Origin of the sequence: Streptococcus sp. NCTC 11567 (assembly GCF_902141215.1) — a bacterium.
Taxonomy (GTDB): Bacteria; Bacillota; Bacilli; order Lactobacillales; family Streptococcaceae; genus Streptococcus; species Streptococcus dysgalactiae.
In genome coordinates this window covers 1,921,877-1,945,316 of the sequence record NZ_LR595857.1, presented here as the reverse complement: position 1 = coordinate 1,945,316, position 23,440 = coordinate 1,921,877, and the positions used below count along the sequence as shown (strand labels likewise).

Here is a 23,440-nt window from a genome sequence, read left to right as displayed (position 1 = left end):
TAATCTATGGCTTAGTGCCATTCGTTTTCAGAACGGAATTCATTTGACATCATGCCAAGGATGCTCTCTTTAAAATCGGCTCCTTCGTAGATGGATTTGTAAATCGCGCTTGTGATGGGCATATAAACACCCAATTCTTGAGCGATTTCGTAGGCAACCTTAGTGGTGGAAATGCCTTCGATAACCATGCCCATATTGCGTTCGATATCTTCGAGTTTTTCACCGCGTCCAAGGGCATCCCCAGCTCGCCAGTTACGAGAATGGACAGAAGTACCTGTGACAATTAAATCGCCTACACCAGACAAGCCACTGTAAGTGAGGGGATCAGCCCCTAGTTTAACACCGAGACGAGTGATTTCAGCTAGACCACGCGTAATCACAGCGGCTTTAGCATTGTCCCCGTAACCTAATCCATGAAGGGCACCGGCTCCAACGGCGATAATGTTTTTGAGGGCACCAGCTGTTTCAACACCTACCACATCGGTATTAGTGTAGAGGCGGAAGTAGTGGTTGCTAAAGAGGGATTGGACGTACTTTGCAGCTTCGATATCTTTAGAAGCTGCTGTGATCAAGGTGATGTCACGAACAATGGTTTCTTCAGCATGGCTTGGTCCTGAGACAACAACCACTTCACTGCGGAGATTAGCTGGAATTTCTTCTTCTAAGATAGTCGATAGTCGTTCGTGCGTTCCTGGTTCTAACCCTTTAGAGGCATGCATTACCACAACCTTATGGTCTAGCACTTCAGCCACTTGTTTAGCGACTAAGCGCGTCACCTTGGTTGGGACAACAAAAAGCACTGCGTCAACATCTGCTAGAGCTTCTCTTAAATCAAGAGTAGCCTTTATCTTTTCATCTAAAACAATGTCTTTAAAATAGTGTTTATTGGTATGTTCGGTATTAATTTCGTCGATTTGAGCGGGAATATTTCCCCATAAACGAACGTCGTGGCCGTTATCATTTAGCACCTGTGATAGGGCAGTTCCCCAGGAACCAGGTCCTAAAATAGCTACTTTTTGTTTTGTCATTTTATCTTCTCCTTTAAGAGCTAATCATCTTATTATAACATAAGAGGAAAGGTAACTCTATTAGAAAAGATAGCAGAGGGGTTCAAGTCTTGCCGGTTTGGAATGGAAATTAGAATTTTTAAAAATCAAGACATTTTAATTGACAATAGTTATCCAGAGAACTAAAATACTTATCATGAAAACTATTAAGGAGGTAACAGATGTCACGAGTAATTGCAGATTTGCGTGAGTTGACACATCAGGTTGAACAAATTAGCGATGAAATTGCAAAGAAATATGACCTTGAACATTTAGCAGGACCCCAGGGACACGTTTTGGTTTTTCTATCCAAGCATCAAGATCAAGAAATTTTTGTGAAGGACATTGAAAAAGAACTCCAAATTTCAAAATCAGTTACCAGTAATCTTGTTAAACGCATGGTTAAAAATGGTTTTATTAAGGTTCTTCCTTCCCAAGTAGACAAGCGCTACAAGCAAGTCATTTTGGCTAAGGCAGGACGAGAGAAGCTGCCTTTGTTGCAAGAATGTCGCAAGGATATTGAACATTATTTCTTTAAAGAAATCACGAGAGAGGAGTTGCTGACGGTTAAAAAGGTGATTCAGCAGCTTAAGCAAAATATGCTAACTTATAAAGGAGAGAACGATGCTTAAAGAAGCGATTTTGCGTTACAAATGGTACGCATTGGGCTCGCTCATCATGATTATTGGGGTGGTAGCGAGCAGTTTGCTTCAGCCTCATTATTTAAAAGATGTGCTGAGTGCTGTTATTCAAAATAACCAAGATAAGATTTACAATGTGGGGATATTGTTGCTTATCATTGCGCTGATGGGATTGATTGCAGGGGCAGTTAATACTATTTTAGCTGCTAAGATTGCTCAAGGGGTCTCAGCGGATATTCGTGAGAAGACCTTCCGAAAAATTCAGAGTTTTTCTTATGCCAATGTAGAAGCTTTCAATGCTGGGAACCTCGTGGTTCGGATGACCAATGATATTAATCAAATTCAAAATTTGGTAATGATGCTGTTTCAAGTGCTTTTTCGTCTGCCGATTCTCTTTATTGGAGCTTTTATCATGGCGGTGCAGACCCTACCTGACTTGTGGTGGGTGATTGTGCTGATGGTTATTTTAATTGGTCTTATCATGGCTTTGGTCATGAGTCAGATGGGCCCACGTTTTGGGAAATTCCAAAAGTTGATGGACAAGATCAATCGAATTGCTAAGGAAAATCTTCGTGGCGTGCGTGTGGTTAAATCTTTTGTGCAAGAACGGGAACAATATGCCAAATTTAAAGAAACGTCCAATGAACTATTAGATTTGAATCTCTTTATAGGCTACGGTTTTTCGTTGATGCAACCTGCTTTGATGTTGGTATCTTATCTGGCAGTGTACGTGTCCATCTATATGGTTTCAGGCATGGTTGAAACAGATCCTACCGTTATTGGGAATATTGCTTCTTTCATGACTTATATGATGCAAATCATGTTTTCAATTATCATGGTTGGCTTTATGGGCATGCAAGCAAGTCGTGCCTTTGTCTCTATTGGTCGTCTCAAAGAGGTGCTAGATACTGAGTCAACCATGACCTTTGACACCGAGCAAGAAGAAGAGGTTTCAGGTAGTATTGTCTTTGAGGATGTCAGCTTTACTTATCCTAATGATGATGAGCCGACCTTACGCCATATTTCCTTTAGGATTGAACCTGGTCAAATGGTTGGTGTTGTCGGTGCTACTGGTGCTGGGAAGTCTACACTGGCACAGCTTATTCCGCGCTTGTTTGACCCGCAAGAAGGTCAAATCTTGCTGGGAGGCAAACCGATTAAATCCTTGAGCCAAGCGACTCTTCGTCAAACGGTTTCTATCGTGTTGCAAAAGGCTATTCTTTTTTCGGGAACCATTGCAGACAATCTCCGTCAAGGATCAGCAACTTCAGATGATTATGCCATGGAACGAGCAGCACGTATTGCTCAAGCCAAAGAATTTATCGATCGTATGGATGACCGCTATGAAAGCCAAGTGGAAGAACGGGGCAATAACTTCTCTGGTGGTCAAAAACAACGAATGTCGATTGCGCGTGGTGTTATTAACCAACCTAAGATTCTTGTATTGGATGACTCAACATCGGCTCTGGATGCCAAGTCAGAAAGATTAGTTCAAGAAGCCTTGAATAAAGAGTTGAAAGAGACCACCACAGTGATCATTGCCCAAAAAATTTCGTCAGTGGTAAAGGCTGATAAGATTTTAGTTCTCGATCAGGGCCAACTGATTGGCGAAGGAACTCATGCTGAGTTGGTAGCTAATAATGCGATTTATCGTGAAATTTATGAGACCCAAAAAGGGAAGGAGGAAGACTAATGAAGACAGCACGTTTTTTCTGGTTTTATTTTAAACGTTACCGGATATCATTTGTAGTGATTGCTGCTGCCATTATTCTGGCAACTTACTTGCAGGTTAAGGCGCCTGTCTTCTTGGGTGAATCCTTGACCGAATTGGGAAAAATAGGACAAGCTTATTATGTTGCTAAGATGAGTGGACAGACGCATTTTAGTCCTGATTTATCTGCTTTTAATGCTGTGATGTTCAAGTTATTAATGGCTTATATCTTTACCATTTTAGCTAACTTGATTTACAGTTTCTTGTTTACGCGTATTGTGGCCCATTCAACCAACCGCATGCGCAAGGGCTTATTTGGCAAATTAGAACGATTGACGGTTGCCTTTTTTGACCGCCATAAAGATGGGGATATTCTTTCTCGTTTCACAAGTGATTTGGATAATATTCAAAACTCGCTGAACCAATCCTTGGTTCAAGTGGTAACTAATATTGCCCTCTACATCGGCTTGGTCTGGATGATGTTTAGGCAAGATGGCCGCTTGGCTTTGCTAACCATGGCCTCAACCCCAGTTGCTCTTATTTTCCTAGTCATTATCATTCGTTTGGCAAGAAAATACACCAATATCCAACAGCAAGAGGTTAGTGCCTTAAATGCTTACATGGACGAAAAAATTTCTGGCCAAAAAGCGATTATTGTACAGGGCGTTCAAGAAGAAACCGTTGCAGGTTTTTTGGAACACAATGAGAAGGTTCGGCAGGCAACCTTCAAAGGGCGTCTGTTCTCAGGACTGTTGTTCCCAGTCATGAATGGGATGAGCCTGATTAATACAGCTATCGTGATTTTTGCTGGTTCAGCAATTGTCCTCAATGACAAATCCATACAAGCTGCTGCAGCTCTCGGTTTGGTGGTGACTTTTGTTCAGTATTCGCAACAATATTACCAACCCATGATGCAAATTGCGTCTAGTTGGGGAGAATTACAGTTGGCGTTTACCGGTGCCCATCGTATTCAAGAAATGTTTGATGAGACTGAAGAAGTTCGTCCACAAAATGCACCAGCGTTCACCAGCTTAAAAGAAGCAGTGGCGATTAACCACGTCGATTTTGGGTATCTTCCTGGGCAAAAGGTTTTATCAGATGTGTCAATCGTTGCACCCAAGGGCAAAATGATTGCCGTGGTTGGACCGACAGGTTCTGGAAAGACCACTATTATGAACTTGATTAACCGTTTCTATGATGTGGATGCAGGTTCGATTACCTTTGATGGCCGTGATATTCGTGACTACGATTTGGATAGTCTTCGTCAAAAGGTAGGGATTGTGTTGCAAGAGTCAGTTCTTTTTTCAGGAACCATTACGGATAATATTCGTTTTGGTGATCAGACCATTAGTCAAGACATGGTTGAAACTGCTGCGCGTGCGACCCATATTCATGACTTTATCATGTCCTTACCAAAAGGGTACAATACCTATGTCTCAGATGATGACAATGTCTTTTCAACAGGTCAAAAGCAGTTAATTTCTATTGCCAGAACCCTGCTTACTGATCCTGAAGTATTGATTTTGGATGAAGCCACTTCAAATGTTGATACAGTTACCGAAAGTAAAATTCAACGGGCCATGGAAGCTATCGTGGCAGGTCGAACCAGCTTTGTCATTGCTCACCGCCTCAAAACCATTTTAAATGCAGATCACATTATTGTTCTCAAGGATGGTAAGGTCATTGAGCAAGGAAACCATCAGGAATTATTACATCAAAAAGGCTTTTACGCCGAATTGTATCACAATCAATTCGTCTTTGAATAGATGGTATCAGCTCCGCTTCTTAGCGGAGTTTTTTGGCTTATCAATAAAGCAGTCAAGCTTTCTTGATTGGTATGGTATAATAGCAAGCAAGAGAAAAAACAACTAGAAAGTAGCAACAATGATTGATTTACAAGAGATTCTCGCTAACATGAATCCCAATCAAAAGATAAATTATGACAGGGTCATGCAGCAGATGACCGAGGCTTGGGCGAAAGAATCCGTGCGTCCCAGTATTTTAATGCACGTCTGCTGTGCCCCTTGCTCCACTTACACTCTAGAATACCTGACGCAGTTTGCTGACATTACGGTTTACTTTGCCAATTCTAATATTCACCCTAAGGACGAATACCATCGCAGAGCTTATGTGACACAACAGTTTGTCTCTGAGTTCAACGCTAAAACAGGCAATACTGTTCAGTTTCTCGAAGCGGACTATGTCCCTAATGAGTATGTTCGACAAGTGCGAGGCTTAGAAGAGGAACCTGAAGGTGGGGACCGTTGCCGTGTCTGTTTTGATTACCGACTAGACAAGACCGCTCAAAAAGCAGTGGAACTTGGTTTTGACTACTTTGCCAGTGCCCTAACCATCAGTCCTCATAAAAATTCGCAAACCATTAATGATGTGGGCATCGATGTGCAAAAGGTTTACACCACCAAATACCTGCCAAGTGATTTCAAGAAAAACAACGGTTATCGCAGATCAGTTGAAATGTGTGAGGAGTATGATATTTACCGCCAATGCTATTGTGGCTGTGTCTACGCTGCCAAAATGCAGGGCATTGATTTGGTTCAAGTAAAAAAAGATGCCAAAGCTTTTATGGCAGACAAGGATTTGGATAATGATTTCCCCCACATCCGCTTTAGTTATCGCGGGGAAGAGATGTGATAGTAGGCTTAAAAAGTGGTCCCTTCAAAAGTGATCGCTTTTTTGCTATTCTTTTGCGAATATTCTATAATAAGAGGATATGATTGACTTGAAAGGATATGAAAAAGATGACTAAGATTCGTGGGTTTGAGCTTGTATCAGACTTTACCAACAAGGACCTATTACCAAAACGTGAGACAGCACATGCGGCTGGTTATGACTTGTCTGTTGCTGAGGACGTAACCATTGCACCAGGAGAGATTAAGTTGGTGGCGACAGGAGTTAAGGCCTATATGCAAGATGGTGAGGTACTTTACCTCTATGACCGTTCGTCAAATCCTCGTAAAAAAGGGTTGGTTTTAATTAACTCCGTTGGGGTGATTGATGGGGATTATTATGGCAATGACGCTAATGAAGGGCATATTTTTGCGCAGATGCAAAACATTACGGACCAGCCGGTTACACTGGCAGTTGGTGAGCGCATTGTCCAAGGTGTTTTCATGCCTTTCTTGATTGCTGATGGTGATCAAGCCAGCGGTGAACGAACAGGTGGTTTTGGTTCTACCGGAAAATAAGACAGTTGTGTTATAGCCAATAGGATCCTGTTACTGAATGCAACAGGACTAGCTTGCTGATTTTATCAAGGGGGAGAGTACCATAGCAAAGAAAAAAGCAACCTTCATTTGTCAAGAATGTGGGTATCAGTCACCCAAATATTTAGGGCGTTGCCCAAACTGCTCGGCCTGGTCTTCCTTTGTGGAAGAAGTTGAGGTCAAAGAGGTTAAAAATGCTCGTGTCAGTTTGACAGGTGAGAAAAGTAAGCCCGTTAAATTAAAAGATGTGGACAATATCAGCTATCATCGGACACAGACCGATATGGCAGAGTTTAACCGTGTCCTTGGTGGCGGTGTCGTTCCGGGGAGCTTGATTTTAATTGGTGGGGATCCAGGTATTGGGAAGTCCACCTTGCTCTTGCAGGTATCTACCCAGCTAGCTAATAAGGGAACTGTTCTGTATGTTTCTGGGGAAGAATCAGCAGAGCAGATTAAACTTCGGAGTGAGCGTCTGGGGGATATTGACAATGAATTTTACCTCTATGCTGAAACCAATATGCAGGCCATTCGTACAGAGATTGAAAACCTGAATCCAGATTTCTTGATTATTGATTCTATCCAAACCATTATAAGTCCTGATATTACAGGTGTTCAAGGATCAGTGAGTCAGGTGAGAGAAGTCACTGCCGAATTGATGCAACTTGCAAAGACTAACAACATTGCAACCTTTATTGTAGGACATGTTACCAAGGAAGGAACCTTAGCTGGTCCCCGTATGTTAGAACATATGGTGGATACCGTTCTCTACTTTGAAGGGGAAAGGCATCATACTTTTCGCATCTTGCGGGCGGTGAAAAACCGTTTTGGCTCTACCAACGAGATCGGCATTTTTGAAATGCAATCAGCTGGACTTGTTGAGGTCTTAAACCCAAGCCAAGTTTTTCTTGAAGAACGATTAGATGGTGCTACAGGCTCCGCCATTGTGGTGACCATGGAGGGTAGTCGTCCAATTTTAGCGGAAGTCCAATCTTTGGTAACCCCAACCGTTTTTGGTAATGCTAGACGAACCACTACGGGACTTGATTTCAATCGCGTAAGCCTAATCATGGCAGTCTTAGAAAAACGCTGTGGGCTTCTCTTGCAAAATCAAGATGCCTACCTCAAATCGGCTGGTGGTGTCAAGCTAGACGAACCTGCCATTGATTTAGCTGTAGCCGTAGCCATCGCATCCAGTTATAAAGAAAAACCAACCAACCCTCAGGAAGCCTTCTTAGGAGAGATTGGGTTGACTGGTGAGATTCGGCGGGTGACCCGTATCGAACAACGAATTAATGAAGCAGCCAAGCTTGGTTTTACTAAAATTTACGCCCCTAAAAATGCTCTGCAGGGCATCAGTATTCCTAATGGTATTGAAGTGGTGGGTGTGACAACAGTTGGTCAGGTTTTAAAGGCCGTTTTTGGCTAAAAGATTAGAAAGTAAGAGCAAGTGAGGAGGAACTTCGTCAAGAAAGTATCCAAATCATTTGTTTTTTAAAAACTTTCCGAACGATATCGACCGTCTAAGTGGTTAATTCAGCTATTTCTACTAAAAGATGTTAAGATAGGCAGACTACTAACTAAAATAGCTCTGCTATTTTGCAAAAGGAGTTTAAGCATGTCTTATTTTGACCATTTTTTATCAGCTAACGAAGCTTATGTAGCTTTGCATGGCACAGCACATTTACCTCTAAAACCTAAAACGCGGGTGGCCATAGTGACTTGTATGGATTCGCGGTTGCACGTGGCACAAGCCTTAGGCCTCGCCCTTGGAGATGCCCATATTTTACGGAATGCGGGTGGGCGTGTGACAGAGGATATGATTCGGTCGCTGGTTATTTCTCAGCAGCAAATGGGAACGCGCGAAATTGTAGTTTTGCATCATACAGACTGTGGAGCGCAAACCTTTACTAATGAAGGTTTTGCGAGGCAGCTTCGAGATAGCTTAGGCGTTGAAGTAGGGGATAGAGATTTTCTGCCTTTTACAGACGTGGAGGCAAGTGTCAGAGAAGATATGGCTATTTTGCGTCAGTCTCCTTTGATTCCTGATGATGTGGTGATCAATGGAGCTGTCTACGATGTGGACACTGGACGCATGACACCTGTGGTGTAAATAAGTTTGGCTTTCTAAAGTGCTGTGCCTGTTTTGCTGATGGAAAAAGGTGAGAACCATTAGGTAAGGAGTGGACAGCATTTCAAAAAAACGGTATACTTTTTGTATGAACAAACTCATACAAAGGAGACGGCGATGGCAGATAACCGTATGACATATCAGATTGATAGCAATATGCAATTTCCTCTTGTGGAAATTGATTTAGAAGCAGGAGATTCTATCTTTCTCCAACAAGGAAGTATGGTATACCACACACCGTCGGTTACCTTGCAAACAAGTTTGAACGGTCGTGGCTCTGGGTTTGGGAAACTAGTCGGTGCCATTGGACGCTCCATGGTTTCTGGAGAATCGATGTTTGTGACAAAGGCAGTTGCCAAAGATGAACATGGCAAGCTCGCTCTAGCTCCTTCGATGCCGGGTCAAGTAATTTCCTTAGAACTAGGAATTAATCAATACTGTTTGAATGAAGGCGCCTTCTTGGCAATGGATGGGGCGGCGCATTACGTGATGAAACGCCAGTCCATTGGCAAGGCCTTTTTGGGTGGTCAAGGCGGCTTATTTGTGATGTCAACACAAGGTGAGGGAACGTTGTTAGCCAACGCCTTTGGTTCCATCAAAAAAATAAGTTTGCTTGAAGACAGTCTTACGATTGATAACGCTCATGTCGTGGCTTGGAGCCAAGAATTGGACTATAACATTCACCTAGAAAATGGCCTCTTACAATCCTTTGGCACAGGCGAAGGCATTGTGAATACATTCAAAGGTACTGGTGATATCTATGTGCAAAGTTTAAACCTTGAACACTTTACGACGATGTTGAAACCTTTTTTACCTTCCGTTAGTCATACCTGATAGATAAGCCCTTCTGGGGCTTTTTTGATTGATAAGGGGGGTAAGCAATGCCATAGATCCGCAGTAGCAAGTGTCTGCGCTGTTTTAGTGCTTGGTTTAAACCACTTAGGTCGAAAAATAGACCACTTACTTAAATACCCTTGTATTCAGGTCAAAGCTTGTTATAATAGAGTAACAAAGGTGATGACTAGATTAAATCTTTCTTAGGACAGGGAAGGGAGGTGCCCAGTGAAGATTGTGATTGAATTAGATGCGTCCTGTGAGGATATTGAAATCAACATTAAAGCAGCGCAGGTCACAGAGCAGGTTCTTCAACTTCAGCAGGCGCTTCTCCAACTGGAGCGCCAACCCCTGATTTTTTACAAGGGTAACAATGAATATTTTTTAGCTCTTTCCGATATTCTCTTCTTTGAGACAGATGAGTCTAAAATTTTTGGCCATACAAAAGACAATGCCTATGAGGTCAAACTTAAATTATATGAATTAGAAGCTTATCTTCCGACGACTTTCTGTCGTGTGGCTAAGGCGACTATTGTCAATACAAGCTGCATTTATGCCTTGGAAAAATCTTTCTCAGGGACGAGCCGTATTTGTTTTTACGAGACCCATAAACAGGTCCATGTGTCACGTCACTATTATCAACTATTGAAAGAGAAGCTTAGAGAAATGAGGTAACGTATGAAACGCATATTATTAGGAATTGGATTGATTTTATTAGCAGGGTTCTTGCTTTTCAAAGAACAGTTGGGCCTCGCCCAGTTACCTATTTGGACTGTTGTCTGGATTGCCTTTTTGACCTTTGGGGCCGTTAGCCAACTTGCTAAACGTCATTTTATTTTAGGAACAGTATTGGCTATTTGTAGTTTTGCCCAGTTAAACGATATATTCCATTGGGTTAATATCACCAGCTGGTTATTGATGCTGGTGACGATTCTATTTGGTTTAGGGTTGACCTTGATTTTCAAAGGTACTAACCTTTCTCGCTATGGCAACTCCGCCTTTTCATATTATAATAACCAGACATCCTTTGAAAATAATAAGATGGTTAAACATCTTAATAAAGGCATGAGCAAGGCTTTTGGCAGTTTTAGCCGTTACATTAATGACAATCATTTTTCAAATGATTCTGTAGATGTTTTGTTTGGAAGTGCAACAGTCTACTTTGATGGTGCTGAAATAGAGGGAGAACAGGCTACTTACACTGTTGATGCCGTCTTTTCATCCGTAACCATTTATCTTCCGCGTCATTGGCGAGTAGAGGTTGTGGGGGATCATATTTTCAGCTCGGTTAATCAAGCTCCTACAGCACCAGAAACGGAAAAAGTCTTGGTTATCGTTGCTGATTTGGTCTTTTCAAGTATGGAGATTCATTACCTTTAGGCCATTCATAGAGCAGAATAGACGACCAGTTTTCTGCTCTTTTCTTAACAGTTAATTCATCTGAAAATTCTGCAAATTAAACAAAGGAGACCTCATGAAAAAACTACTGACTAATAAGCTCTTTATGGCTGTATTCGTCAGTGATATGCTGTCCAGTTTTGGAGATGTGATGTACTATTTGGCTTTAATGGCTTACGTCTTGCAGCTCCCTGATGCCAAGCTAGGCATTTCGATTGTTGGTCTTTCAGAGGCGTTGCCCTACTTGACAGGCTTTATTATGGGATATTGGGCGGATAAAACGGTTCATAAGGTTAAAACGATCATCCAGACCTTACTTTTTCGAGTAGGACTCTATGTGATAGTCGGTATTATTATTGGTTTTCAACCAAGCCTCTGGGTTGTTGTGGTGGTGGCTTTCATCAATGTCTTATCTGATCTGGCAGGACAATACGAGGATGGACTTTACACCCCTCTAAGTCTTCGTATTGTGTCCAATGAGGACCGTGCAGATAGTTTCGCTTTTCGCCAGACAGCTAGGTCTCTCTTTTCTGTTGGTTTCCAGACTCTTGGCGCTGTTTTGGTTACTGTGTTTAGTTTTAGAAGTTTAGCATTTGTGAATGCGGCTACCTTTGGAATCTGTGCTTGTTTTATGGTATTCTTAGCACCATCCTTAGACGCTTTGGTTAAGGAACGTCCAATCCTAGTAGATCAGAAGAAAGAAACACATGTCATCAAAGATTTATGGCGCAATATGGTAATTGCAGCTAAGGAATGCATCAAATATCCTGATATTAGTAAATGTTTAGTAGTGGCCCCTTTTCTCAACGCTTTGTTTACAGTTATTTCACTGATTGTCGCAGCCCTCATTAGTCAGGACAAATCGATGTTGGTCATCAATCCTGTTACCACATTGGCGCTTTTATCAACCTTTAATATTGCAGGAACGATTTTAGGTGGCTTTTTAGCCATGACAGTGTTTAGAGAGACACGTCTGCTTTTCTTGGTTAAACTGATTACCCTCATGACTCCTTTTATCTTTATTAGCCTCCTTCTTCACTTTATTTATGGCCTTTACTGTAGCCTTGTCTTAACAACCATTATTTCTGGGATGATTAATCCTAAATTAAATGCTGTTATCATGAATACTCTACCCGAAGAGAGGCTTGCCATGAGCGGGTCTGGAATTGGAACCTATGTTCAGTTTGGCGCTGTCCTATCACGTCTTTTGGTATCAGGGCTTGTGGTGTTAGTTCCTTTAGACTGGATTAGCATGCTATTTATGGGGTTGAGTGTTTTACTCATTGCTTATGTGTATAAGAACCGCCAGCTAGCACCTATTAGTTCTCCTCAAGATGTGGTCTAACAAGATAATTCCTGACGGATTCTGGGTAGAGAGAACAGCTATGATTTGAAAAAAAGAAATCCCCTCCCTTTTTTGGTTAATTAGTGCTATAATAGAAACGATTGAATTTTGAAAATGTTACAGGAGACTCACATGTCAACAAAACCAATTCGTGTGCGTTACGCACCAAGTCCAACGGGATTACTACACATCGGAAATGCGCGGACAGCGCTCTTTAACTACCTTTATGCACGTCATCATGGCGGTACGTTTATCATTCGGATTGAAGATACCGACCGTAAACGTCACGTGGAAGACGGTGAACGTTCGCAATTAGAAAACTTAAAATGGCTTGGTATGGACTGGGATGAAAGCCCAGAAACCCATGAGCAATACCGCCAGTCAGAACGTCTAGATCTCTACCAAAAATACATTGATCAACTATTGGCAGAAGGCAAGGCCTACAAGTCTTACGTGACTGAAGACGAATTGGCAGCCGAGCGTGAGCGCCAAGAAGCAGCAGGTGAGACACCACGCTATATCAATGAATTTCTTGGCATGACAGAAGAGCAAAAAGCAGCTTACATTGCCGAGCGTGAAGCGGCAGGAATTGTTCCAACCGTTCGTTTAGCTGTTAATGAAGCTGGTATTTACAAATGGACGGACATGGTTAAAGGCGATATTGAGTTTGAAGGTGGCAATATCGGTGGTGACTGGGTTATTCAGAAAAAAGATGGTTACCCAACTTACAACTTTGCGGTTGTTGTAGATGACCATGACATGCAAATTTCACATGTTATCCGTGGGGATGACCATATAGCCAATACGCCAAAACAATTGATGGTGTATGAAGCCCTAGGTTGGGAAGCACCAGCCTTTGGTCACATGACCCTTATCATCAATTCTGAAACAGGGAAAAAATTATCCAAACGCGACACCAATACTCTCCAATTTATCGAAGATTACCGCAAAAAAGGCTATATGCCTGAAGCTGTCTTTAACTTTATTGCACTTTTGGGTTGGAATCCTGGCGGAGAAGAGGAAATCTTCTCTCGTGAGCAGTTAATTGACCTTTTTGATGAAAATCGCCTCAGCAAGTCGCCAGCTGCCTTTGATCAGAAGAAAATGGATTGGATGAGCAATGAGTACTTGAAAAATGCGGATTTTGAAACAGTTTATGCCCTCTGCAAACCTTTCCTTGAAGAAGCAGGCCGTTTGACTGAAAAAGCTGAGAAGCTAGTAGAATTATACAAACCACAGTTAAAATCTGCAGATGAGATTATTCCACTGACCGATCTTTTCTTCTCAGACTTCCCAGAATTGACAGAAGCTGAAAAAGAAGTCATGGCAGGTGAAACTGTTCCGACAGTCTTGCAAGCTTTCAAGGAAAAATTGGAAGCTATGTCAGATGAAGACTTCAAACCAGAAAACATTTTCCCACAAATTAAGGCTGTTCAAAAAGAAACAGGAATCAAGGGTAAAAACCTCTTTATGCCAATCCGTATTGCTGTTTCTGGTGAAATGCATGGCCCTGAATTACCAAATACAATCTATTTGCTAGGTCGTGACAAATCTATCGAACATATTAACAAGATGCTTTAAAAACCTGTCATAAGTCTTATCTATTCTAATAAGGCCTAAGGCATGGAAAGACTGAGGAGAAAGTCTGATTTCGTCAAAGTTATTATTATTTATGATACTTGACTTAGCTAGCACGGACGGTAGCAACTCCCTATGGGATTTCATACCTAGATGTTGAGCCTAGGTCTCAAAATCTCCGAACGCCAGAAACGTCATGTTTCTGGCGTTTTTGCTACGGCGTAAAGTATCGAGTTTGGGCTCGCTTCGCTCATCTATGACCAATACAAGGCAAACAGTGATACTATTTTTGGATGATATTGTAAACAAATTCTCTTAGAGGTACATTGTCTACAACCTGGGACTGAGGAGGAAACTTCTCAGTTTTTTGCGTTTGTTTCCAATATAGTGTTTATTACCTTCTAACCAGAAAATTTGGGTTGTCAGGCTGGTCGTAAGCTAGTTTCTTGAAAAAAGATGCTCAGTTTTGACATCAGGAGATGGTTTTTAGAGCTTAATTAGTGTACAATATTTTTTTGACGTTTTTTAGGTGAGTTTGATTAAAGAATTGTAATCAAATAGTATTATAGCCAACGTTTGAAAATATGCTAAAATAATAAAGTTAGAAAGGAGGAAAAATGGCCAGTAGCGATTATATTTTTTTATTTGTATCTATTATCATCTATTACTTGACCGAAATCTCAATTTTTTCCTTCTTATCTGATATTACATTACCAGCTTGGAAACAATTATTTGTCTTGGCGATAGCTTTGTTTTTTAATCAATTTCCATACCTCTCGCCTTTATTGATTGACCCTCTTTTATTTTTAATAATCTTGAGGCAGGCAAATCACCAAGTGTTTTCTCTAAAGTCGCTTTTCCTCGCTTTTGCGCCCGGCGTCTTTATTGATTTATTATCCCGCTTCATTGTGATGATCATTATTCCTTACATTTTTCTATCTAATGACCTTTACTTTAGTCATATTGTGGTAGATTTTTTAGCGTATGCCATGATATTTCCAAGTTTTGCCGTCATTAATTACCTTGTGGGGAAAGATTATAAAATTATCTTCCAAACGGACTACTCCGTCAGATCTCGTAACTTCTATAAAATTTTATTAATCTTCATTGTGGCTTACTATATTGATATTTTTATGATTTTAGGATTTACTGATCCTTTTTTACATTTTAAGCATTCTATGGTCATGCCAACTTCCTATAAATTGCTCTTTTTAATATTCATGCTTCTTTTGGTCTATCTACTGTCTTATTTTAATCACAAATCCAAGGAGTACCTCAAAAACGAGTTGAAAAAAGAGCAACAGGCTTATGTAGCTAATCTGGAAACTTATGGCAAACATCTGGAAAAACTCTATCGGGATGTTAGGGTTTTTCAGAGTGATTATTTGAACTGTTTGGAAAGCTTAGGCAAAGCCATTCAAACACGATCAGTGAGCCATATCCAAGAGGTGTATGCTTCGACCGTCCATGACGCTAACGACTACTGGGATGACAAACATTATAATATTTCCAAGTTAGGAAAAATTGGGATATCATCCATTAAAAGTCTACTGTCAGCGAAGATTATCAGTGCCGAAAAATCTGGTATTGCCCTTAATGTGGAGGTCCCTGATAAGATTGAAGCGACCTATCTCCCAGAGTTAGATTTGTTGCTGTTGATGTCTATCTTTTGTGATAATGCCATCGAAGCAGCTTTAGAGGCTAAAGTTCCTAGGATGTCCATTGCTTACTTTTTATTGGATGATCAGCAGGTCTTTGCGGTTACTAATAGCACCAAGGAAAAAGTGAACATTACCAAAGTTTTTGAAGAGGGTTACTCTTCTAAAGGATCAGGCCGTGGGATAGGTCTCGCTAATGCTCAACGGATTATCCAAAAATACCCTCAACTTGGCTTGCGAACTCAGAGTTATCGTCATCAATTTAGTCAAACGTTGACAATTCCAAAGGTGGAGGGTAGTTAGATGATTTTTATACATAGTATGTTTTTCTTCTATACCACCATCTTTATAGATAGTTGGATCATTTTTTCAAAGTCCTCTGGGATTAAGCTTAAGTGGAAACCCTTATGTGTGACAGGGGCTATCTTTATTGTGGCAAATGTCCTTTTTGATAATGTCATCTTGATTGATCAACTTTTCTTTATCGGTGTCAGCTTATTATTTGCCCCTCAGAAAAAACTATCTGAACACATCTTCAATGGCTTCTTTGCCATTATGATTGTTGAATTGCTTTTTCGGGTGATTGGTTCCTTCTTCTTGCCTGCTGTGCTAGGATTTAGCATTCGTCAAATCAATAGTGACCTTAGGCTTCTCGAACTGTGTTATTTGCTGATTCTTCCCATGTTTTACCTCTTCAGCTATATTTTTAGCATTGATCTTAGCCTGCTAAGGTTTATCAGCGAAGATAAAATGAAAAAGTGGGTTTTTTGGATGAATACCACCATGTTTTCCTATTATTTCTTTGTGCATTTTTTGGTGAAGGTCCAGAGTGAGTTTTTAGGATTATATTTCCGTTACCGCTCTATTTTGATTTTTATCTATTTGGCTATTCTCATATGGATTATTGTGAAGTTAGACCGTTTTGCCAAGGACCAGTTATCACAAAAGTTAGCCCAAGCCCAGAGTGAGCGTATTGCCTACTTAGAGAATTATAATCAGTCGATTGAACAACTTTACCGTGATATCAGAACAGTTAAGCATGATTCAGAAAATATCTTAATCAGTCTCAAAGATAGTATTGATAGTGGTGATATCGAAAGTATTACTCAAGTTTATGAGACCGTTGTTCAGCAATCAGCTACCTCTCTGAGACGGCCGGGCTATGAAATGTCGTCGTTAGACAATATCAAAGAAGCAGTAGTACGTAGTGTCATGAATTCTAAACTGCTTGAAGCGCAGCATTATGGCATTGATCTTTATATTGAAATTCCCGATGTGATAGATGATTTACCGATAAAACTCCTAGACCTTATTGTACTGTTTACTGGACTAGTGGACAACGCTATTGAGACAGCAAAAGGTAGCCGAAGACCCTTTTTATCGATTGCCTATTTTAAACAAGATGGGGAAACAATTCTTTATTATTGAAAATAGTACAAAAACGAATCGTGTGGATATGGTAAGTCTTTTTGATGACCGTCAAAAGAGTCTTCCACGCTTTTTCGAAATATTAGATGGTCATCCCCAAATTACGCTTTCAAGTAAAAGTGATCACTACCGCTTGAGGCAATTGTTAGAAATGAGATAAGCTATGATGAATATTTTTATTCTTGAAGATGATTTTATCCAACAGACACGTATTGAATCTGTAGTGGCAGACATCTTGGAAGAAGCTAAAATCCCTTGTAATCAGCTAGAAGTGTTTGCCAATCCTCATAAATTATTTGAAAGCATTCAAGAAAGAGGCGATCACCAGCTATATTTTTTAGACATTGAGATTGGTGATGAGGATCGCCGAGGGCTTGAATTGGCAGCAGATATTCGACAAAAAGACCCCAATGCGGTCATTGTGTTTGTTACCACACATTCTGAATTTGCTCCTATTTCTTTTAAATACAAAGTGTCTGCCTTAGATTTTATTGACAAAGCAGTTGATAAACAACAATTTAGGGATCAGATTGAAGAATGTATCCGCTATACCTATGAGATGATGTCTAGCCGAGAATCAGAAGACATGTTTTTATTTGAGACCCCTCAGACAAGGTTAAAATTACCTTACAAAGATATCCTTTATTTTGCTACTGCTACGACACCCCACAAGGTGTGTTTGTGGACTCAGACGGAGAGACTGGAGTTTTATGGTAATTTATCTGAGATACAAGCTGTGGCTCCAAAGCTTTTCTTATGCCATAGATCTTACTTGGTTAATCTAGATAAGGTTGTGCGTATTGATAAATCCAAACAGCTCCTCTATTTCGATAATGGGGATTCCTGTATGGTCTCACGCTTAAAAATGAAATGCCTTTTTGAAAAATGGGAAGCCTTACATTAAAAATAATCCTAATAACTGACATTTTAGGACAAAAAACCAACATTTCAGGAAATGATGCTCTTATTGAAGTATTTTTCGCTATAATAATTAGTGTAAATAAAGATTTACGAAGTCATGAGTTTATCGAGCAATCAATCCCCAATTCAATCAAAATATTGTTTTCTCTCTCTCCATAAACAAATAGTATTTTTGATATGATGGCTCGGCAGACAAAATGACGATGTCAGTTGTCTTTGTTTGGATATCACATTAACTGATTATAAAATCAGTATCAAAGCCCGGCTTGCCGGGTTTTTTGATAGCTAAATACAAGGACAAGTAGCTGACGTCTTGTGGATTCTGATTTTTTATGGTTGTTTTTTGAAAGTTATTCCTTTGTCGAAAGAAGAACTATGCTACGAAAAGATGGAGTGACAAGAGGCAGTTGAAGCACAAAAACTAGAAATAGTACAGAAAGAGGCTTAATCTGAAAGGGTTAGGGCTTTTTAATTTTTTAGGGGATGTGGTATAATGGTAATAATTTAGATTATGGAGTTAAGTTTTGAAGAAGACCTATCGTGTCAAACGTGAGAAAGATTTCCAAGCCATTTTTAAGGCTGGCAAAAGCACGGCAAATCGAAAATTTGTCATTTATCATTTAGCAAAAGATCAAAAACACTTCCGAGTAGGGATTTCAGCTGGTAAAAAATTAGGAAATGCCGTCACACGAAATGCTGTGAAACGGAAGATTCGTCATGTTCTTATGGCCCTAGGAAATCAGCTCAAATCAGAAGATTTTGTGGTAATTGCCCGCAAGGGAGTAGAAACTTTGGATTACCATGAGCTTCAACAAAATTTACATCATGTTTTAAAGTTAGCGCAATTGCTTGAGGAAGGTTTTGAGAGTGAAGAAAAACATTAAAATTGCAGGTTTAGCACCTTTAGTTCTATTATTAGCGGCTTGTGGCCGTGGCGAAGTAACCGCCCAGTCGACCAGTGGTTGGGACCAGATGGTCTATCTTTTTGCCAGAGCGATTCAATGGCTCTCCTTTGATGGGTCCATTGGGGTTGGGATTATTCTTTTTACCCTCATCATTCGTCTCTTGCTCATGCCTTTGTTCAACATGCAAATCAAATCAAGTCAGAAGATGCAAGACATCCAGCCTGAACTTAGAGAATTGCAAAAGAAGTACGCTGGGAAAGACACAGAAACGCGGATGAAGTTAGCTGAAGAAAGTCAAGCCCTTTACAAAAAATATGGGGTCAACCCTTATGCTAGCCTCATGCCCCTCTTGATTCAAATGCCAGTCATGATTGCCCTATTCCAAGCATTGACACGGGTACCTTTCTTGAAAACAGGGACCTTCTTGTGGGTGGAATTGGCACAGCATGACCATTTGTATATTTTGCCAGTTTTAGCGGCTCTCTTTACATTCTTATCAACGTGGTTAACCAACCTCGCGGCTAGAGAAAAAAACATCATGATGACTATTATGATTTATGTGATGCCGCTAATGATCTTTTTCATGGGCTTCACCTTGGCCAGCGGGGTCGTGCTCTATTGGACGGTCTCCAATGCCTTTCAAGTGGTACAACTACTGTTATTAAACAATCCTTTTAAGATTATTGCGGAAAGACAACGTCTTGCCAATGAAGAAAAAGAACGCCGTCTTCGTGAACGTCGTGCTCGTAAAAAAGCAATGAAGAGAAAATAGGAGTTTAGGTTATGGTATTATTTACAGGAAAAACAGTCGAAGAGGCTATCGAAACAGGACTTCAAGAGTTAGGGTTATCACGCCTTAAAGCGCATATCAAAGTCATTTCAAAAGAGAAAAAAGGTTTCCTCGGGTTCGGTAAAAAGCCAGCCCAAGTTGATATTGAAGGTATCAGCGACAAGACGGTTTATAAGGCTGATAAAAAAGCCATTCGAGGTGTTCCAGAGGATATTAATCGTCAAAATGCTCCCGTGATTAATCCTGCTGATGTAGAACTTAAAGAAATGAAAGCCGCTCAAGAGTTAGAAGCAGAAGATACTAAAGTGGTTTCTCTCATGCCTGAAGAAAGTCCAGAGCAAACTCTTTCAGATCTTGCTGAGACAGCCACTGAAACAGAAGTAGAACAACCCTCAAGCCCAGTCGAAGAATCAGCAGTGACCCAAGATGCTGGTGATGATGGTTTAAGCAAAGATATTGAAAAAGCTGCTCAGGAAGTGTCCGATTATGTGACTAAAATCATCTATGAAATGGATATCGAAGCCACCGTTGAAACAAGTAACAACCGTCGCCAAATCAATTTGCAAATCGAAACACCAGAGGCGGGACGTGTGATTGGTTACCATGGTAAGGTTTTGAAATCCTTGCAGTTGTTAGCTCAAAATTTCTTGCACGACCGCTATTCAAAAAATTTCTCAGTGTCTTTGAATGTCCATGATTATGTGGAACATCGAACAGAAACCCTGATTGACTTTACGCAAAAGATTGCGAAGCGTGTGTTGGAATCTGGCCAGGACTACACCATGGATCCTATGAGTAACAGTGAGCGTAAAATCGTTCATAAAACCGTTTCAACCATTGAAGGGGTTGAAAGTTATTCTGAAGGCAATGATCCTAACCGTTATGTGGTAGTCAGTCTTCAACGTTAGATCCTAAAAAGAATCTTCGGTAGTTAGTTCAACTATCGAAGATTTTTTGTATGACCAGCTTAAGCGTTTGTTTTACTGATTTCATTGATTATGGTTGCCACTGATAAGGTTTCAACGGTAAGGTACAAGAACAGTATCAGAGAAGAGACACTTTATGAAATGAGCGATCTCTTAAATGAGAGAAACTGTTGAAAAACGAAAATAAATCTTGACAGCAGACCCTCTTTAAGATAGAATATTATAGTATGTTTAGTAACTGATATCACAAATAGCCGGCTAAACGAATACAAAATCTATGAGGAGGTATTCACTGTGAAACGTACTTATCAACCAAGTAAAATCCGTCGTCAACGTAAACACGGATTCCGTCACCGTATGTCAACTAAAAACGGACGTCGCGTGCTTGCTGCACGTCGTCGTAAAGGACGTAAAGTATTATCAGCTTAATTGCAAAAAATACAACTAAAGTAAACCAAGAGTGCTCGAGGCTCTTGGTTTTTTTGTGGTTTTTCAAAGTGTCCTTAAAAACAATCGCTATAAAACGGTCTTCTGGCAACCATTTATTAGAAAAGAAAGTAGTGGATGCTCTGTAATCACTAGCAGCCTTACCAACAGCTTTTCCTTATCTGAAAGCAAATTCAAAAAAAGAGAAATTTAGGCTAAAAATGAAAGTAGTTTCTAAACGTCTAACAAGTATTGAAAACGCTTTATTTCTTGTTATAATAAATTTGTGAACGTTCTCTTTAGTAAAACTAAGAAGCACAAGGAGTAGACATTATGCCTGATAAACCAACCAAAGAAAAGCTCATGGAGCAGTTAAAGGGTGGGATTATTGTTTCTTGTCAGGCTTTGCCAGGTGAGCCTCTCTATTCAGAGACTGGAGGTATTATGCCACTGATGGCAAAAGCTGCTCAAGAAGCTGGTGCTGTCGGCATCAGAGCCAATTCCGTTAGGGATATTACAGAAATTCAAGCCATAACAGACCTACCAATTATCGGTATCATCAAAAAAGATTACCCGCCGCAAGAGCCTTTTATTACAGCTACTATGGCCGAAGTGGACCAATTAGCAGCCTTAAATATTGCAGTGATTGCTATGGATTGTACCAAGCGTAACCGACATGATGGCTTGGATATTGCTAGCTTTATTCGACAAGTTAAGGAAAAGTACCCCAATCAGCTTTTCATGGCAGATATTAGTACCTTTGATGAAGGACTAGTGGCCCATCAGGCTGGCATTGATTTTGTTGGAACAACCTTGTCAGGCTACACCCCGTATAGCCGTCAGGAAGCAGGTCCTGATGTGGCATTGATAGAAGCCCTTTGCAAAGAAGGTGTTGCTGTCATTGCCGAAGGGAAGATTCATTCTCCAGAAGAAGCCAAGAAAATTAATGACTTAGGGGTGGCAGGTATTGTTGTTGGAGGGGCCATCACAAGGCCTAAGGAAATTGCAGAGCGTTTTATCGAAGCGCTCAAATCCTAATAGTGGTTGTCAAACTAGAAACACACATCAAAAAAAGGAGATTTTACGATGAACATGAAGAAGTTAGCTTCATTAGCGATGCTTGGTGCATCTGTTTTAGGACTAGCAGCTTGTGGCGGAAAGAGCCAGAAAGAGGCTGGTGCAAGTAAATCTGATACTGCTAAGACAGAAATCACATGGTGGGCTTTCCCGGTCTTCACGCAAGAAAAAGCTGAAGATGGCGTGGGAACCTATGAGAAGAAATTGATTGCTGCCTTTGAGAAAGCTAATCCAGAAATCAAGGTAAAATTGGAAACCATTGATTTTACATCTGGTCCTGAGAAAATCACAACTGCTATTGAAGCTGGAACAGCTCCTGATGTCCTCTTTGATGCTCCAGGTCGTATCATTCAATATGGTAAAAATGGGAAATTGGCTGACTTGAATGACTTGTTCACAGAAGAGTTTACCAAAGATGTTAACAATGACAAATTGATTCAAGCCTCAAAAGCAGGAGATACAGCTTACATGTATCCTATCAGCTCTGCTCCATTCTACATGGCGTTGAATAAAAAAATGCTCAAAGATGCTGGTGTCCTTGACCTTGTGAAAGAGGGTTGGACAACAGATGATTTTGAAAAAGTCTTGAAAGCATTGAAGGACAAAGGATATAACCCAGGTTCTTTCTTTGCTAATGGTCAAGGTGGTGACCAAGGACCACGTGCCTTCTTTGCTAACCTTTATAGTAGTCATATTACCGATGACAAAGTAACCAAATACACCACAGATGATGCTAACTCTATTAAAGCCATGACCAAGATTTCCAATTGGATTAAAGATGGTTTAATGATGAATGGCTCTCAGTACGATGGTTCAGCTGATATTCAAAACTTTGCGAATGGCCAAACTTCCTTTACCATTCTTTGGGCGCCTGCACAACCAGGCATCCAAGCTAAATTGTTAGAAGCTAGTAAAGTGGATTACCTTGAAATCCCATTCCCATCAGATGATGGCAAACCAGAACTAGAATACCTCGTAAATGGTTTTGCGGTCTTTAATAACAAAGATGAACAAAAAGTCGCTGCCTCTAAGAAATTTATCCAATTTATCGCTGATGATAAAGAATGGGGACCTAAAAATGTTGTCCGTACAGGTGCCTTTCCTGTGAGAACTTCTTACGGGGATCTTTACAAAGACAAACGAATGGAAAAAATTGCTGAATGGACAAGTTTCTACTCACCATACTACAACACGATTGATGGGTTTGCGGAAATGAGAACCCTCTGGTTCCCAATGGTTCAAGCCGTATCTAATGGTGATGAAAAACCAGAAGATGCCTTGAAAGCCTTCACTGAAAAAGCAAACAAGACAATCAAAAAAACACAATAAGTGTTCCTAACAAGTGGCTTCTTTTCAATGCACATGCCAAATGGTCACTGGAAAGAAGCTTTTCTTTTTAGAAAA

The 23,440-nt window shown here is 40.5% G+C and carries 21 protein-coding genes and 1 pseudogene; 21 read left to right on the top strand and 1 reads right to left on the bottom strand.

The genetic code is table 11. The annotated features are described in order from the left end of the window. Positions 1 to 11: 11 nt before the first annotated feature. Positions 12 to 1,028 (bottom strand): NAD(P)H-dependent glycerol-3-phosphate dehydrogenase, encoded by a 1,017-nt coding sequence (locus tag FQT67_RS09715; RefSeq protein ID WP_046177244.1) that lies wholly within the window; start codon positions 1,026 to 1,028, stop codon positions 12 to 14. Between the two features lie 200 nt (positions 1,029 to 1,228). Between FQT67_RS09715 and FQT67_RS09710 the strand changes: the two genes are divergently transcribed. From FQT67_RS09710 to FQT67_RS09605, 21 genes and pseudogenes are all read left to right on the top strand, one after another. Beyond that, positions 1,229 to 1,678 carry a MarR family transcriptional regulator gene (locus tag FQT67_RS09710; protein ID WP_003053369.1) on the top strand — a complete coding sequence of 150 codons (450 nt, stop codon included), beginning with the start codon at positions 1,229 to 1,231 and terminating at the stop codon, positions 1,676 to 1,678. After that, positions 1,671 to 3,380, top strand: a complete 1,710-nt coding sequence (locus FQT67_RS09705) for an ABC transporter ATP-binding protein (protein WP_046177243.1) — start codon at positions 1,671 to 1,673, stop codon at positions 3,378 to 3,380. Before FQT67_RS09710 ends, FQT67_RS09705 begins: the two co-directional genes overlap by 8 nt. Then, on the top strand, positions 3,380 to 5,164 hold the full coding sequence (locus tag FQT67_RS09700; RefSeq protein ID WP_046177242.1) for an ABC transporter ATP-binding protein: 1,785 nt from the start codon (positions 3,380 to 3,382) through the stop codon (positions 5,162 to 5,164). Before FQT67_RS09705 ends, FQT67_RS09700 begins: the two co-directional genes overlap by 1 nt. 118 nt (positions 5,165 to 5,282) lie before the next feature. Beyond that, positions 5,283 to 6,050, top strand: a complete 768-nt coding sequence (locus tag FQT67_RS09695) for an epoxyqueuosine reductase QueH (protein WP_014612596.1) — start codon at positions 5,283 to 5,285, stop codon at positions 6,048 to 6,050. A gap of 107 nt (positions 6,051 to 6,157) precedes the next feature. Further along, positions 6,158 to 6,604, top strand: coding sequence for a dUTP diphosphatase (locus FQT67_RS09690; RefSeq protein ID WP_003053378.1), 447 nt, complete (start codon positions 6,158 to 6,160; stop codon positions 6,602 to 6,604). An 82-nt stretch (positions 6,605 to 6,686) separates the two neighbouring features. Next, positions 6,687 to 8,048 (top strand): DNA repair protein RadA, encoded by a 1,362-nt coding sequence (gene radA / locus FQT67_RS09685; RefSeq protein ID WP_037589774.1) that lies wholly within the window; start codon positions 6,687 to 6,689, stop codon positions 8,046 to 8,048. 189 nt (positions 8,049 to 8,237) lie between these two features. Beyond that, positions 8,238 to 8,732, top strand: coding sequence for a carbonic anhydrase (locus tag FQT67_RS09680; RefSeq protein ID WP_003053380.1), 495 nt, complete (start codon positions 8,238 to 8,240; stop codon positions 8,730 to 8,732). Positions 8,733 to 8,867: 135 nt separating this feature from the next. Continuing rightward, positions 8,868 to 9,584, top strand: a complete 717-nt coding sequence (locus FQT67_RS09675) for a TIGR00266 family protein (protein ID WP_003061597.1) — start codon at positions 8,868 to 8,870, stop codon at positions 9,582 to 9,584. Positions 9,585 to 9,812: 228 nt separating this feature from the next. After that, positions 9,813 to 10,259 carry a LytTR family DNA-binding domain-containing protein gene (locus FQT67_RS09670; RefSeq protein WP_015017430.1) on the top strand — a complete coding sequence of 149 codons (447 nt, stop codon included), beginning with the start codon at positions 9,813 to 9,815 and terminating at the stop codon, positions 10,257 to 10,259. Between the two features lie 3 nt (positions 10,260 to 10,262). Then, on the top strand, positions 10,263 to 10,964 hold the full coding sequence (locus FQT67_RS09665; RefSeq protein ID WP_003053382.1) for a hypothetical protein: 702 nt from the start codon (positions 10,263 to 10,265) through the stop codon (positions 10,962 to 10,964). A 94-nt stretch (positions 10,965 to 11,058) separates the two neighbouring features. Further along, positions 11,059 to 12,327 carry an MFS transporter gene (locus FQT67_RS09660; RefSeq protein WP_046177241.1) on the top strand — a complete coding sequence of 423 codons (1,269 nt, stop codon included), beginning with the start codon at positions 11,059 to 11,061 and terminating at the stop codon, positions 12,325 to 12,327. 132 nt (positions 12,328 to 12,459) lie between these two features. After that, on the top strand, positions 12,460 to 13,908 hold the full coding sequence (gltX, locus tag FQT67_RS09655) for a glutamate--tRNA ligase (protein WP_003053372.1): 1,449 nt from the start codon (positions 12,460 to 12,462) through the stop codon (positions 13,906 to 13,908). A 614-nt stretch (positions 13,909 to 14,522) separates the two neighbouring features. Further along, positions 14,523 to 15,866, top strand: coding sequence for a GHKL domain-containing protein (locus FQT67_RS09650; protein WP_015058070.1), 1,344 nt, complete (start codon positions 14,523 to 14,525; stop codon positions 15,864 to 15,866). Then, positions 15,867 to 17,151, top strand: a pseudogene (locus tag FQT67_RS09645) (sensor histidine kinase). Positions 17,152 to 17,154: 3 nt separating this feature from the next. After that, positions 17,155 to 17,895 (top strand): LytTR family DNA-binding domain-containing protein, encoded by a 741-nt coding sequence (locus FQT67_RS09640; RefSeq protein ID WP_003061418.1) that lies wholly within the window; start codon positions 17,155 to 17,157, stop codon positions 17,893 to 17,895. Positions 17,896 to 18,436: 541 nt separating this feature from the next. Further along, positions 18,437 to 18,796: a ribonuclease P protein component gene (rnpA, locus tag FQT67_RS09635; protein ID WP_003056083.1), complete on the top strand. Its 360-nt coding sequence runs from the start codon at positions 18,437 to 18,439 to the stop codon at positions 18,794 to 18,796. Further along, entirely contained in the window at positions 18,762 to 19,589 is an 828-nt protein-coding gene (locus FQT67_RS09630; RefSeq protein WP_100249539.1) for a YidC/Oxa1 family membrane protein insertase, read from the top strand. The genes rnpA and FQT67_RS09630 overlap by 35 nt, the downstream gene beginning before the upstream one ends. 11 nt (positions 19,590 to 19,600) lie before the next feature. Continuing rightward, positions 19,601 to 20,515 carry an RNA-binding cell elongation regulator Jag/EloR gene (gene jag, locus FQT67_RS09625; protein ID WP_046177240.1) on the top strand — a complete coding sequence of 305 codons (915 nt, stop codon included), beginning with the start codon at positions 19,601 to 19,603 and terminating at the stop codon, positions 20,513 to 20,515. A 312-nt stretch (positions 20,516 to 20,827) separates the two neighbouring features. Continuing rightward, the gene (gene rpmH, locus FQT67_RS09620) at positions 20,828 to 20,962 is read left to right on the top strand and encodes a 50S ribosomal protein L34 (RefSeq protein WP_002885866.1); all 135 of its coding nucleotides are present in this window, start codon (positions 20,828 to 20,830) and stop codon (positions 20,960 to 20,962) included. A 330-nt stretch (positions 20,963 to 21,292) separates the two neighbouring features. Beyond that, on the top strand, positions 21,293 to 21,997 hold the full coding sequence (locus tag FQT67_RS09610) for an N-acetylmannosamine-6-phosphate 2-epimerase (RefSeq protein WP_003056091.1): 705 nt from the start codon (positions 21,293 to 21,295) through the stop codon (positions 21,995 to 21,997). A gap of 48 nt (positions 21,998 to 22,045) precedes the next feature. Beyond that, positions 22,046 to 23,365, top strand: a complete 1,320-nt coding sequence (locus FQT67_RS09605) for an ABC transporter substrate-binding protein (protein ID WP_023611095.1) — start codon at positions 22,046 to 22,048, stop codon at positions 23,363 to 23,365. Positions 23,366 to 23,440: the final 75 nt, after the last annotated feature.

What these genes read in the sequence shown, in the direction of transcription:
- jag (WP_046177240.1), top strand. Translation starts at nt 19,601, where the DNA reads ATGGTATTATTTACAGGAAAAACAGTCGAAGAGGCTATCGAAACAGGA.
- FQT67_RS09665 (WP_003053382.1), top strand. Translation starts at nt 10,263, where the DNA reads ATGAAACGCATATTATTAGGAATTGGATTGATTTTATTAGCAGGGTTC.
- FQT67_RS09640 (WP_003061418.1), top strand. Translation starts at nt 17,155, where the DNA reads ATGATGAATATTTTTATTCTTGAAGATGATTTTATCCAACAGACACGT.
- FQT67_RS09715 (WP_046177244.1), bottom strand. Translation starts at nt 1,028, where the DNA reads ATGACAAAACAAAAAGTAGCTATTTTAGGACCTGGTTCCTGGGGAACT.
- gltX (WP_003053372.1), top strand. Translation starts at nt 12,460, where the DNA reads ATGTCAACAAAACCAATTCGTGTGCGTTACGCACCAAGTCCAACGGGA.
- FQT67_RS09680 (WP_003053380.1), top strand. Translation starts at nt 8,238, where the DNA reads ATGTCTTATTTTGACCATTTTTTATCAGCTAACGAAGCTTATGTAGCT.
- FQT67_RS09605 (WP_023611095.1), top strand. Translation starts at nt 22,046, where the DNA reads ATGAACATGAAGAAGTTAGCTTCATTAGCGATGCTTGGTGCATCTGTT.
- FQT67_RS09700 (WP_046177242.1), top strand. Translation starts at nt 3,380, where the DNA reads ATGAAGACAGCACGTTTTTTCTGGTTTTATTTTAAACGTTACCGGATA.
- FQT67_RS09690 (WP_003053378.1), top strand. Translation starts at nt 6,158, where the DNA reads ATGACTAAGATTCGTGGGTTTGAGCTTGTATCAGACTTTACCAACAAG.
- FQT67_RS09610 (WP_003056091.1), top strand. Translation starts at nt 21,293, where the DNA reads ATGCCTGATAAACCAACCAAAGAAAAGCTCATGGAGCAGTTAAAGGGT.
- FQT67_RS09710 (WP_003053369.1), top strand. Translation starts at nt 1,229, where the DNA reads ATGTCACGAGTAATTGCAGATTTGCGTGAGTTGACACATCAGGTTGAA.
- FQT67_RS09705 (WP_046177243.1), top strand. Translation starts at nt 1,671, where the DNA reads ATGCTTAAAGAAGCGATTTTGCGTTACAAATGGTACGCATTGGGCTCG.
- FQT67_RS09650 (WP_015058070.1), top strand. Translation starts at nt 14,523, where the DNA reads ATGGCCAGTAGCGATTATATTTTTTTATTTGTATCTATTATCATCTAT.
- FQT67_RS09675 (WP_003061597.1), top strand. Translation starts at nt 8,868, where the DNA reads ATGGCAGATAACCGTATGACATATCAGATTGATAGCAATATGCAATTT.
- FQT67_RS09660 (WP_046177241.1), top strand. Translation starts at nt 11,059, where the DNA reads ATGAAAAAACTACTGACTAATAAGCTCTTTATGGCTGTATTCGTCAGT.
- FQT67_RS09695 (WP_014612596.1), top strand. Translation starts at nt 5,283, where the DNA reads ATGATTGATTTACAAGAGATTCTCGCTAACATGAATCCCAATCAAAAG.